This is a genomic window from Ralstonia sp. 24A2, from assembly GCF_051783885.1.
Classification (GTDB): Bacteria; Pseudomonadota; Gammaproteobacteria; order Burkholderiales; family Burkholderiaceae; genus Ralstonia.
This window is the reverse complement of record NZ_JBPVZD010000003.1, coordinates 1-12833: the sequence shown is the minus strand read 5'-3', so window position 1 is coordinate 12833 and position 12833 is coordinate 1. Positions and strand designations below refer to the sequence as shown.

General features: G+C 63.0%; 10 protein-coding genes and 1 riboswitch. Of the genes, 8 read left to right on the top strand and 2 right to left on the bottom strand.

Going from position 1 to position 12833, the window contains the following annotated elements; genetic code table 11:
* Positions 1-45: 45 nt before the first annotated feature.
* A riboswitch (glycine riboswitch) is annotated at positions 46-141 on the bottom strand.
* 214 nt (positions 142-355) lie between these two features.
* The 6 genes from ACS13N_RS17510 to flgK all read left to right on the top strand — a co-directional run bounded on the left by ACS13N_RS17510 (position 356) and on the right by flgK (position 7667).
* Complete coding sequence (locus ACS13N_RS17510) at positions 356-730, top strand: hypothetical protein (protein ID WP_438932895.1); 375 nt, start codon at positions 356-358, stop codon at positions 728-730.
* A gap of 7 nt (positions 731-737) precedes the next feature.
* The gene (locus tag ACS13N_RS17505; protein ID WP_438932894.1) at positions 738-2165 is read left to right on the top strand and encodes a HEAT repeat domain-containing protein; all 1428 of its coding nucleotides are present in this window, start codon (positions 738-740) and stop codon (positions 2163-2165) included.
* A gap of 110 nt (positions 2166-2275) precedes the next feature.
* On the top strand, positions 2276-3232 hold the full coding sequence (locus ACS13N_RS17500; protein ID WP_438932893.1) for a Dyp-type peroxidase: 957 nt from the start codon (positions 2276-2278) through the stop codon (positions 3230-3232).
* A gap of 369 nt (positions 3233-3601) precedes the next feature.
* Positions 3602-4813: a flagellar hook protein FlgE gene (gene flgE, locus ACS13N_RS17495; protein WP_438932892.1), complete on the top strand. Its 1212-nt coding sequence runs from the start codon at positions 3602-3604 to the stop codon at positions 4811-4813.
* A 91-nt stretch (positions 4814-4904) separates the two neighbouring features.
* Positions 4905-5690 carry a flagellar basal-body rod protein FlgG gene (gene flgG / locus ACS13N_RS17490; RefSeq protein WP_438932891.1) on the top strand — a complete coding sequence of 262 codons (786 nt, stop codon included), beginning with the start codon at positions 4905-4907 and terminating at the stop codon, positions 5688-5690.
* A 42-nt stretch (positions 5691-5732) separates the two neighbouring features.
* On the top strand, positions 5733-7667 hold the full coding sequence (gene flgK, locus ACS13N_RS17485) for a flagellar hook-associated protein FlgK (protein ID WP_438932890.1): 1935 nt from the start codon (positions 5733-5735) through the stop codon (positions 7665-7667).
* 58 nt (positions 7668-7725) lie between these two features.
* On the opposite strand, the gene panB is transcribed toward flgK, so the two are convergent.
* Positions 7726-8598 (bottom strand): 3-methyl-2-oxobutanoate hydroxymethyltransferase, encoded by an 873-nt coding sequence (panB, locus tag ACS13N_RS17480; RefSeq protein ID WP_438932889.1) that lies wholly within the window; start codon positions 8596-8598, stop codon positions 7726-7728.
* Between the two features lie 74 nt (positions 8599-8672).
* On the opposite strand from panB, the gene ACS13N_RS17475 reads away from it, so the two are divergent.
* The gene (locus ACS13N_RS17475; RefSeq protein ID WP_438932888.1) at positions 8673-9509 is read left to right on the top strand and encodes an AraC family transcriptional regulator; all 837 of its coding nucleotides are present in this window, start codon (positions 8673-8675) and stop codon (positions 9507-9509) included.
* Between the two features lie 10 nt (positions 9510-9519).
* Here the strand turns inward: ACS13N_RS17475 and ACS13N_RS17470 are convergent, their stop codons facing one another.
* Entirely contained in the window at positions 9520-10209 is a 690-nt protein-coding gene (locus ACS13N_RS17470) for an epoxyqueuosine reductase QueH (protein WP_438932887.1), read from the bottom strand.
* Between the two features lie 153 nt (positions 10210-10362).
* On the opposite strand from ACS13N_RS17470, the gene metE reads away from it, so the two are divergent.
* Positions 10363-12648, top strand: a complete 2286-nt coding sequence (gene metE / locus ACS13N_RS17465) for a 5-methyltetrahydropteroyltriglutamate--homocysteine S-methyltransferase (protein WP_438932886.1) — start codon at positions 10363-10365, stop codon at positions 12646-12648.
* Positions 12649-12833 lie beyond the last annotated feature (185 nt).

Sequence of the window (12833 nt, the reverse complement as noted above, 5' to 3'; positions counted from 1 at the left end):
CCCCTTCGGTGGGCATGCGCGTGCATGCCTCTCTCCAGATTCGCAGTCGACGCCACAGTCCTTTTGCCTGAGAGTTTCCGGGGTGGTTGCTCCATCGGCGCCGGGCTTAGGTTTCAACCCGGTCTCTCCTGCGGCGTGTTGCGGCGGTGCGTGTTGCGCCCGCCGCGCGTGCGTGCTGCCAGTGGAGGCAGCGGGCTGGAGTGTGTCACGGGTTGTGACGTTCGGCAAGCCGGGCGATTGCGGGGGTGGCGTGCCGGCTGAATGCTATGCTGCGCAGCCAAGCGATCTGGGCGTCGCATTTCTACCCATTGACCAACATGGACGCGCCCGCAAGAGCACCAAGACAGAAGAGGGGATGATGGAGTCAACACCTGCACAGCAGACCACCGATTCGACGCGCGCACCGCTTGCCATTGCAACGTTGCTGCAAGCTGGTTTTGCCGTCACTTACGCGTCGGCTTACTGGGAAATGGTGCGCACGGGATCAATGTCGTTGCTGACCGCGCTGATTTCTTTGCTGGCGTGCCTGTTGCTCTATAGCGGCGTGGTGCGCCACTTGATGGGCAAACCTGCACAGTGGAGCGCGATGCTTGCAGCGGTGGGGCTGGTGTGGTCGTTTCTCAAGTGGGGCTCGGGGAATCTGTGGTCGTATCCGTTCCTGCTCGGCACCGTGATCGGCACGGTGGCTTGGGCGTTGGCGCTCAAGGCTTCGCGGCGCGTGGGCCGCTGAACATCCTATGCGTTTGACACGATGGATTGCGCATATCAAGGACGCGCTCGCCGGTCGCAGAGAATCGGCTCCTGCTATCGATAGTGGCCAGGCGCGCAGCGCCGCCGAGATCGACGCGCTCATCGCCAAGCTCAGGCAGCAATCTCCGGATACGCGCCGCGGCGCCAACGTCAGCCTGACCGATCTGGGCATCGACGATGCTTTCGTTCCGCCGTTGGTGGCCGCCACGCGCGACGCCGATGCGTACTTCCGCGCGAGCGCTGTCCATGCGCTGGCGGACTACGACCTCGGCCAATATCCGCAAGCCGAATCCGCAGTGCTGCATGCGCTGACGTACGACATCGAGGCGGACGTCCGCGCCGCAGCCGTGCTCACCCTGGGCATGCAGTCGGAGGCAGTCGCGCATATGCACCTGCCCGCATGTCTCCAAGCCCTCAAGGATCCGAGCGCCGAGGTACGGCGTGAGGCGGTGCAGGTGCTGGGGCGTTGGTCGTCCGAGCCCGTGGTTGCCGCATTGCGCGCACGGCTGCATCTGGATACCGACGTCGACGTGCGCATCTGGGCAATCCATGCACTCGCCAGATGCGACACCGCCAATGCGATGCCGGATCTGTTTGCCGCCGCGGCAGATCTTGAAGGCAGCGTGCGCGCCGCTGCATTGGGCGCGCTATGCGAATGCCTCGACACAGAAGACACCACGTTGCGCGACCTGCTGCTGGCGGCTTTGTCCGACCCCGTGCCGGAAGTTAGGCGGCAGGCGGCTGAGGGCCTGCGTTTCGGGCCGCCGCAGGTGCTGCCGGCATTGCTGGCGGTCGCCAACGACCCTGAGCCTCGCGTGCGGTTGGAGGTCGTCATTGCGCTGGGCAGGCAACGTGATGCACGGGCGGTCGCCGCGATTGCGGCGCGCGTGTTTGACGAGACGGATGAGGAGGTGCGCTACTACGCCGTCGGTTCGCTCGGTGAACAGCGTGACGCACGTGCCACGCAACACCTCATCACCGCGTTCCAGACACCCGCGCTGGGGCACCGCGTGCGTTGGGGGGCGCTGTGGGCGCTGGGTGATTGTGGTGATTTCACGGCGATGCCGGCGCTTCTCACAGCGCTGCGTGACCCCAATGCCGAATTCCGCGCACGCGCTGCCGAGTCGATCGCCATGTTGCAGAGGGGCTCGCATGCAGATGCCGAGCCGGCATTGCTGCCCGCGTTGACGCAAGCCCTGCAGGACGACGATGACAACGTGCGGGAGCAAGCCGCGCAGGCATTGGCAGCGATTTACCCGTTACCAGCGCTGCATGCTTTGCTTTCCGGTCTGCCCGAACGCGATTCTGCTGCCACCCACGCACTACAAAGCGTGATTGCCGCACGCGAGGAGGAGACCGCCGCAACGCTGGCTGCAACGCGATCAGGCCGGCGCGGCACGGTGCATTACGAATAGTCGTCACGCGACACGGTATCGATCGGTACGACGATGCTGCTCCAGCCGCCCGGCGGTGAACGTGTTCTGGTAGGCTGCAAAACCTTACCGTCTTCATTGCACTCGACCCGATGCCAACCCCAGAACCGCAAGCCGTTGCTGGCCCCGTGACCCGCAGCGCAATCTTCATTGTCGCCACCCTGAGTCCGGGTGCAGAACACGCCGAGGTTGTCCGAGCATGGTGCGCCGACGTTGCCGCGCTGGTCCGCTCGGTCGGCAAGCGTGTTCCGGCTGGTCAACTGTCGTGCGTTTGCGGCTTTGGCTCGGATGCGTGGGATGCATTGTTTGGCGCACCGCGGCCAGCGTCGCTGCATCCGTTCCGCGTGTTCGGATCGGGGGAACGTACCGCTGTCGCAACGCCGGGCGATCTCCTGCTGCATATCCGCGCAGACCAGATGGATCTCTGCTTTGAACTCGCCACGCAGCTGATCGGCCGGCTGGGCGCGGCGGTCAAGGTGGTCGATGAGGTGCATGGCTTCCGCTACTTCGACCAGCGCGCCATGGTCGGCTTTGTTGACGGCACGGAGAATCCAGAAGGCCGCGAAGCCGTTGATTTCACCGTGATCGGTGATGAGGATGTGCCTTTTGCTGGTGGGAGCTACGTGCTCGTGCAGAAGTATCTGCATGACATGGCCGGGTGGAACGCACTTTCCGTCGAGGCGCAGGAACGCATCATCGGGCGGACCAAACTGTCCGACATCGAACTGGATGACGACGTCAAGCCGTCGTGGTCGCACAGCTCTCTGACCACGCTTGAGGAAGACGGGCGGGAGGTGAAGATCCTGCGCGACAACATGCCATTCGGCCGCCCGGGTTCCGGCGAGTTCGGTACGTACTTTATCGGCTACGCCCGCTCGCCGGCTCCGATCGAGCAGATGCTCGAAAACATGTTCGTCGGCCGCCCGCCCGGCAACTATGACCGCTTGCTTGACTACAGCCGGGCAGTCACGGGCAGCCTCTTCTTCGTTCCCTCTGCAGACTTGCTGGAAGCGCTAGCCGAGCGCGGATCTGATGCCGGCAGCGCTTGAGGCGCGGCATCTTTGACGGCACTCTGTACCGCACGGATCAGCCGCGTGACCGCGTGACCGCGTGCCGCGCTGACATCTGATCTGCAGCGCAGGTATGTTCGGGGTCAATTTGAAGAGATGCGGTGCTTTTATCCGTCTAATTCAGCGATTGAATGTCAGACTGCACAAAGAATCGAAAGGTATCGCTTTAAAGCCCGGTTTAATAAGGTGTTCGCAAGGGAAATACAACACGCTGTCTAAAGACGAAATCGCCTCGGTCGTTGATCGGGGGCGACACCGGGATATCGATTTCCGAGTCTTTGACGCTGGCCGACCGCATTGCACGGTCAGCCAACAAAACAGCGGTACAACTTTCCAAGCGAGAACATCATGGGATTCCAACAAGGGTTGAGTGGCCTTGACGCTGCGTCCAAGTCGCTGGACACGATCGGCAGCAATATCGCCAATGCCAATACCGTCGGCTACAAGAAAGCGACGACGGTGTTTGGCGATGTGTATGCGCGCTCGCTGGTCGGCGCGTCGGACAACCAGATCGGGCAGGGTGTGAACGTGACGCGTGTGTCGCAGTCCTTTACCCAGGGCAATGTCACGCGTACGGGCAATCCGCTGGATCTCGCGATCAACGGCACGGGCTTCTACCGCATGGTGGACCCGGGCAGCGGTCAGGTGTCGTACACGCGTAATGGCCAGTTCCAGACCGACAAGAACGGCTACATCATCTCTGCCACCGGTCAAAACCTGACCGGCTACGGCGTGGATTCGACCGGCAAGGTCAACACGGCCGTGCTGACCAACCTGCAGATTCCGGTGAACGATCTGGCGCCGCTGGGCACGACCAACACTACGTTTGGCGTCAACCTTGATGCGGGTGCAAAGCTGCCGGCCACCACGCCGTTCTCGTCCACCAACTCGCAAACGTTCAGCCATTCGGTGTCGCAGCAGGTGTATGACGGCACGGGCAAGGCGCATATGCTCACCAACTACTACGTGCGCACGGCCACCGGCTGGGATGTGCACGCCATGGTGGATGGCGCTGCCCCCACCGGCGGCAACCCGATTACCTCGCTCACCTTCAATGGCAACGGCCAGTTGACGTCCACCCCCACCAAGATTCCGGTGGCGTTTGCCGGCATGAGCATCGGCAATATCGACCTGACAGGCACTACGCAATACGGCGGCGGCTACAACGATACGGCCCCCGGTGTTTCGCAAGACGGCTATGCCACCGGTCGCCTGGCCAGCTACGCCGTGGGCAACGACGGTACGGTGATGGCGCGCTACTCGAACGGCCGCACCTCCGTGCTGGGTCAGGTCGCCATGGCCAACTTCAAGGCACCGGACGGCCTGCAGAACATTGGCGGCAACCAGTGGGTAGAGACCTCCAATTCGGGTGCCGCAAACCTTGGTACACCGGGCATGGGCTCGTTTGGTTTGCTGCAGTCCCAGTCGGCAGAGCAGTCGAACGTGGACCTCTCGGCCGAGCTGGTCAACATGATCGTTGCCCAGCGTTCGTACCAGGCGAACGCGCAGACCATCAAGACACAGGATTCGATCCTGCAGACACTCGTCAGCCTGCGTTGATCGCGCACGGCAATTGACAACCCGCCTGGGGCAATGCCGGCATGCCGGAGCCTCGGGCGGCTTCCTCCCAATTCTGACGAGAGGCCTCCAATTGATTCGCTCCCTGTGGATTTCCAAGACGGGGATGGACGCCCAGCAAACACAACTGGACGTCGTCTCCAACAACCTGGCGAACGTCAACACGACGGGTTTCAAGCGCTCGCGTGCCGTGTTCGAAGATCTGCTGTACCAGACTGCACGCGAGCCCGGCGCACAGTCGTCGCAGCAGACCACGCTGCCGTCGGGCATGCAGATCGGTACCGGCACGCGCGTTGTTGCCACGACGCGGTTGCACACGCAAGGCAACCTGACCAAGACCGGCAACTCGACCGACGTGGCGATCAACGGCAACGGCTTCTTCCAGGTGCAGATGCCGGATGGCACGCTGGCCTATACGCGTGACGGCAATTTCCAGATCAACGCGCAGGGACAGCTCGTGACATCGAGCGGCTACGCGGTGCAGCCGGCGATCACCGTGCCGCAGAACGCCAAGAGCCTGACGGTCGGCAAGGACGGGGTGGTGACGATCACCACGGCCGGTTCGGTCAACAACACGCAAGTGGGGACGTTCCAGCTGGCCAGCTTCATCAACCCGTCCGGCCTGCGCAGCATGGGCGAGAACCTGTACGCAGAGACGGAAGCTTCCGGCACGGCCAACCTGGCTGCGCCCGGTTCCAATGGCGTTGGCGTGCTCAACCAGAACTACGTGGAAACGTCCAACGTGAACGTCGTGGAAGAAATGATCCAGATGATCCAGACGCAGCGTGCGTACGAGATCAACAGCAAAGCCGTGCAGACGTCCGACCGCATGCTGGAAAAAGTGGCGCAACTCAAGTAACTCACCGCGCCCCTGATCGGGCCGATTCTTCTCCTTGCAACCATGAGTTCTTCTCTTCTGAACATTGGCGCATCGGGCCTGCGCGCTGCGGGCATCCACCTGCAGGTGACAGGCAACAACATCGTCAACGCCAACACGCCCGGCTATTCGCGCCAGGAAGCCGTGCAGACGCAGAATGTGCCGCTGTATGCCGGTGTCGGCTATCTGGGGCAAGGCACTGATGTCGCCACCGTCAAGCGCATCTACGACCAGTTCCTGACCACCCAGGTGCAAAACGGTCATGCCGCCACCAGTGCTGCCAGCCAGCTCAGCAGCCTGCTGACCGGCCTGGACAAATACATGGGGGACCCCAATAGCGGGCTGAGCTCGGCGCTCACGAGTTTCTTCAATGCAGCTGATGGTTTGGCTTCCAAGCCGTCGGATACCACGGCGCGGCAGGTCTTCCTGAACGCGGCCGCTGGTCTGCAGAACCGCTTCAATGCGATTGCCGGGCAGATGAATGCGCTGTCCGGCCAGGTCAATACACAGGTGCAGACGCAAGTCAGCACCGTCAACGGCACCGCCAAGCAGATCGCCGCGCTCAACGAGCAGATCACCAAGGCGGAGAGCTCAACCGGCCAGCCCGCCAATGACTTGCGTGATCAGCGCGATCAGCTGGTCCAGACGCTGAACAAATCCATCAAGGCCAGTGCCGTGCAGACGAGCGAAGGCCAGTACAACGTCTACATCGGCAACGGGCAGGCCCTGGTGCAGGGCAATCAGAGCTTTGAGCTGACGACGGTGTCATCGCCGTACGATTCGACGCAGCTCTCCGTGGGCTACAAGAGCCCGGCAGGTATCGTCAGCGTTGACGACAGCCAGCTTGGCGGCGGTGCCCTGGGTGGGTTGATGGAGTTCCGCCGCAATACGCTCATTCCTGCGCAAAACAGCCTGGGCCGTCTGGCGGCGGCGACGTCGTCGGCCGTCAACACGCAGAACAGGCTGGGCATGGATGCCAACGGCAAGATGGGCTCGGACCTGTTCTCTGTGGCGGGCCCCAGCGTTGCACCCAGCAGCAGCAACACCGGCAACGGCACGCTGACGGCCACTATCACCAATGCCAACGCGGGGCAGGGGTATGACTATCAGGTGAAGTATCAGGGTGGCGCCTATACGGTGTCGCGCTATCCCGATGGTTCCGGCGCGGTCACGGTCACCAGTTGGCCGACCACGGTGGATGGCGTCACGCTCAACCTCGGCGGCACGATGAGCAACGGGGACGTGTTCCTCGTGCGCCCGACCGCCAACGCAGCGTCCAGCATGAAGACGCTGACGAACGACTACCACGCGGTCGCCGCAGCTTCCCCCGTGGTGGCGGATCTGGGCAGCAATAACAAGGGCAGTGGGGCGGTCACGTCCGTCGGCGTGAATGCAGGCTACGCAGCAACGCCGCTCGCCTCGCCGGTCTCGCTCACGTACAACGCGGCGGCCGGTGGCACGCTTTCCGGCTTCCCGGGCAGCGTCACGGTCACCGTCAACGGTACGTCGACCACGTATACCGGCACCGCGCCGTACACGCAGGGTGCAACGTATGCGTTCAACGGCGTCCAGATGACGATGACGGGCGCGCCCGCCAACGGCGACACCTTCAAGCTCTCACCCAACAGCGCCAACAGTACTGATAACGGCAACGCCAGCGCGTTGGCCAAGCTGCGCAATGCCACGCTGCTCGACGGCGGTACCACGTCGATCGGCTCGGCGTGGAACAGCCTCACCACACAGGTGGGTGTGCAGACCAATGAGGCCAACGGTAACCTGACCGCGCAGGCGGGGCTGCTGTTGAGCGCCACGCGGCAGCAGCAATCGGTGTCAGGCGTGAGCCTGGACGAGGAGGCGATGAACCTGATGCGGTATCAGCAGGCCTACCAGGCGTCAGCCAAGGTCATGCAAACGGCAAACAGCCTGTTTGATTCGCTGTTGTCCATTGCAGGGCGTTGAGATCGGGTGATGTCTGCCTGAACCGGGCCAGCGTTATGCTGGCCCGACGCATTTGGGGTCAAGCCGGCGCCGGGCTTGTCGCGGCGATCAGGTGTGAGGGCAGTTGCAGCGGCTTGCCGTAGCCAAAGCAGTGTTGTGCCAGCGGGAAAGTGCCTTGCCGAACCTCGTCGGCATACTGCGCGACGGCCTCACGCATGACGGCATTGATGTCCGCATAGCGTTTGACGAAGCGCGGCGTGTAGGCGTCGAAGCCGCCCACCATGTCTTCGGTCACCAGCACCTGGCCATCGCACGTGGCGGAGGCGCCGATGCCGATGGTCGGGATCGTGAGCGTTTCAGTGATGTGCCGCGCCAGTGCCTCGGCGGTGCCCTCGATGACAACCGAGAACGCGCCAGCCTGCTCCACTGCGCGCGCTGCCTCGAAGATGCGTGCCGCCGACGCGGCATCGAGCCCCTGTGCCTTGAAGCCACCGGTGGCGTTAGCCTGCTGCGGCATTAGCCCGATATGCGCCATGACCGGCACACCACGTTCGGTCAGGAAACGGATGGTGTCGGCCATTTCCACGCCGCCTTCCAGCTTGACCGCCTGCGCGCCGGTTTCACTCAGCAGACGCGCCGCGCTGCGGGATGCCTGCGCGGGAGACTCCTGGTACGTCCCGAACGGCAGGTCGACCACCACGCAGGCCCGCGTCGACCCGCGCACCACCGCCGCGCCGTGCGCGATCATCATCTCGAGCGTGACGCCCAACGTGCTGGGCATGCCGTACAGCACCATGCCCAGCGAATCACCGACGATGATCACATCGGCATGCGCATCGACCAGGCGAGCCATAGGGGTGGAATAGGCCGTCAGCGAGACCAGGCTGCCGGCACCTTTGCGTGCGCGCAGTGCGGTAACGGTGTGGCGGGAGAGGGCGGTATGTGTGCTCATAGAACGTTGCCGAACAGTGGATGCATCACGGTATCATCCGCGGCGCGCGCCTGATCCCGCGCGGAGGACACCCTATGCTGCTCGCAGGACAAGCTCGCAACGCCTACGTGGTTCCGCCAATGGCAGTGCTGCCGCGGCCGCTGTTCGTGCGGGCGTTCGAGATTCCCGGCAACGGTTGGGTGGAATCCCACAGTCATCCCTGGGCGCAGTTCACTTACGCCACCGCCGGCGTGATCGAGATCGATACCCCACTGGGCCGTCATCTGCTGCCGCCGCACTACGCGATGTGGATTCCGCCGGACATGCCGCACGCCGTGTCGACGCGCGAATGCGTGGCCTTCCACAGCCTCTATCTCGATGCGGCCGCGTTTGGTGCCCATCCACCACGTGCAGGCGCGATGCTGTGCGTGACACCGTTGCTGCGCGAACTGGTGGCAGCAACCGCCGAATTGCCGGTGAACTACGACATGAACGGCCCCGACGGCGCCCTGGTGTGCCTGATCATGGATCGCATCCGGCGTCTGCGCGCTGCGCCGTTATCTGTGCCAATGCCGAGCGACACGCGCCTGCTCAAGATTGCGCGCGCATTGCACGTTGATCCGGGCGACCCTCGCACGCTGGACGATTGGGCCAGTCAGGTTGGGGCCACCCGCCGCACGCTATCGCGCCTGTTTCGGCAGGACACCGGGTTGTCGTTCGTCGAGTGGCGGCAAGCGCTGCGGCTGCTTGCCGCATTGCCCTTGCTGGAGGCTGGTACTGCCGTGAGTGCGGTTGCCGAGCAATTGGGCTACGCGTCGGTATCCGCATTTATCGCGGTCTTCCAGTCCCGTTTCCAGGTCACGCCGGGGATGTTTGCCCGCACCCGGCAACTGGCAGGCAAGGTGGACTTGCCGGCGGCGCTACCTGCCTAGGGCTCGTCCTTCAAATATTTCCTTCACCAGTCTCGGCGTCTGGCGCTCCGTAGTAGAGCACGCCAAGCTGGATCGGCGCACGGCCGGCAGCCTTGCGCAGCTGGTTCGTGTCACGCAGCGAGTACGCGCAGCCGCAGTATTCCTGCTGATAGAAGTTCTCGCGCTTGCTGATCTCGATCATGCGGGCCGAGCCGCCGCCCTTGCGCCAGTTGAACTCCCAGTACATCAGGTCCGGGTAGTGCGAGGCCGCGCGTACGCCGCTCTCGTTGATCTGCTGCATGTTCTTCCAGCGCGAAATGCCGAGTGAGCTGGTCATGACCGGGAACCCGTGCTCGTGCGCATACAGCGCCGTGCGCTCGAACCGCATGTCGAAACACATCGTGCAGCGCACGCCGCGCTCGGGTTCGTGTTCCATGCCCTTGGCGCGCGCGAACCAGTTGTCGCGGTCGTAGTCCGCGTCAATGAAGGGGATGCCGAACTTCTCCGCAAAACGGATGTTTTCATCTTTGCGCAGGTCGTATTCCTTACGCGGATGAATGTTCGGGTTGTAAAAGAAGATCGTGTAATCGATGCCGGAAGCCAACATGGCTTCCATGACTTCACCGGAGCACGGCGCGCAGCAGGAATGCAGCAGCACCTTGCTGTGACCGCCCGGCAGCGGCAACGCCTTGCGTTCAATGGGTGTCGTGGGCGTTGTCATGAGGCTCCTTGTGTCCCGAGATGGGGCTCAGGGCGTGCGCGATTGCGATTTATGAATGAAATTCATTTAATTAAAAAAACACATCATTTTACTTCATGTAAGCGGATTTTTAGAATCGGCGGATCGATTTGACTCCACCGGAATATTCAGAAGATGACCACCGTCCACAACCTCGGTTTTCCCCGCATCGGCGCCAAGCGCGAACTCAAGTTCGCCCTCGAGTCCTATTGGAAGGGGGAATCGTCGCGCGATGCGCTGAAGGGCCTCGGCGCTCAACTGCGCCAGCGCCACTGGCAGAACCAGCAAGGCCTGGACCTCGTGCCGGTGGGCGACTTTGCGTTCTATGACCAGGTGCTGGACATGAGCTTCACGCTCGGCAACCTGCCGGAGCGCGTGCGTGATTTCCACGGCGATGCACTGGACAACTACTTCCGCGTGGCGCGTGGGCGCTCGGCGCAGTCTGCAGAACATGCCGCCTGCTGCGGTGGCGTGGCAGCCGGTGAAATGACCAAGTGGTTCGACACCAACTATCACTACATCGTCCCCGAGTTCGCCGCCGATACGGCATTCAAGCTGGACGCCTCACGCTTGGTCGAGCAACTGGCCGAAGCTCGCGCGCAAGGCGTGCGTGCCAAGCCGGTCATCGTCGGTCCGGTCACGTACCTCGCGTTGGGCAAGGCCAAGGACGACTCCGACAAGCTCGCACTGCTGCCGCGTCTGCTGCCGGTGTATGCCGATCTGCTTGCCGCGCTGGCCGCGCAGGGCGTGGAATGGGTGCAGATTGACGAGCCCGTGCTGGTGACCGAGCTGGCGCCGGAATGGCAGAGCGCCTTCCGCACCGTTTATGCCGCGTTGGCCGAGAGCCCGGTCAAGCTGCTGCTGGCGACGTACTTCGGTCAACTGCAAGAGAACCTGTCGCTGGTGGCTGAGTTGCCCGTCCAAGGCGTGCACCTGGATGCCGTCAACGCGCGCCAGGAAGTCGCTGCCCTGATCGCAAAGTTGCCGGCCGACCGCGTGGTCTCGTTGGGCGTGATCAACGGCCGCAACATCTGGAAGACGGATCTCAACGGCGTGCTGGACTGGCTGGAGCCGGTAGTGAAGCAACTGGGCGATCGCCTGTGGATTGCTCCGTCGTGCTCCCTGCTGCACGTGCCGGTCGACCTGAACAACGAGCAGAAGCTCGATGCCGACGTGAAGTCCTGGCTGGCCTTTGCATTGCAGAAGCTCGACGAACTCAAGGTGCTGGCCGTGGCGCTGCGCCAGGGGCGTGACGCTGCCAAGGACGCGCTGTCGGCCAACCGTGCCGCCATCGACGCACGCCGCAACTCCCCGCGCGTACATAACCCGGTCGTGAAGGCGGCGGTCAACAAGATCACCCGCGCGCTGGGTGAGCGCCAGAACGCCTACAGTGTGCGTGCCCCGAAGCAAACCGCGCTACTGAAGCTGCCCGCGTTCCCGACCACGACGATTGGCTCGTTCCCGCAAACGGCGGAAATCCGCCACGCACGAAGCCAATTCAAGGCAGGTGGGTTGGACGCGGCCGGCTACAAGCAGGCCATGCAGGCAGAGATCGAGCGCAGCGTGCGCGAGCAGGAAGCCCTGGGCCTGGACGTGCTGGTGCACGGTGAAGCCGAGCGCAACGACATGGTCGAATACTTTGGCGAACAACTGCAGGGTTACGCCTTCAGCCAGTTCGGCTGGGTGCAGTCGTATGGCTCGCGCTGCGTGAAGCCACCCATCCTGTTCGGCGACATCAGCCGCCCGAACGCCATGACCGTCGAATGGATCCAGTACGCCCAGTCGCTTACCAACAAGCCGATGAAAGGCATGCTCACAGGCCCGGTCACCATCCTGAACTGGTCGTTCGTGCGCGACGACCAGCCGCGCTCGGTGTCGTGCTACCAACTGGCCCTGGCGATCCGTGAAGAAGTGCTGGACCTGGAGCGCGCCGGCATCAGCGTGATCCAGATCGACGAGGCCGCCTTGCGTGAAGGTCTGCCGCTGCGCCGCGCGCAATGGCAGGAGTACCTGGACTGGGCGGTGGAATCGTTCCGCATCACCGCCAACGGCGTGCGTGATGAAACGCAGATCCATACCCACATGTGCTACTCGGAGTTCAACGACATCATCAAGTCGATTGCCGATATGGATGCCGATGTGATCACGATCGAGACCTCGCGTTCGGCTATGGAGCTGCTCGACGCGTTCGACAACTTCAAGTATCCCAACGAGATCGGCCCGGGCGTGTACGACATTCACTCGCCGAACATCCCCACGCAGGACCACATCGTGCAACTGATGCGCAAGGCCGCCGAGCGCATTCCGCAGGAGCGTCTGTGGGTCAATCCGGACTGCGGTCTGAAGACGCGCCAGTGGGCCGAGGTGATTCCAGCGCTGACCAATATGGTTGCTGCCGCGAAGACGCTGCGCGGTCAGTAAGCGCGCCGCCGGCTGCGCAGTTGGGCGTCTGTCTCTCTCCATATATGTAAGGAGATCCGTTGCCCCGGCGTGCCCCGGGGCAATGCCGTTCCCGGGCTCCTTTCATATGTAAATGCAGCCGCCAACGCGTCAATCGAGTCGTCCGCGAGGGCGCGGCTGCTGTTTTTGAATTATTTTTTCTGCCC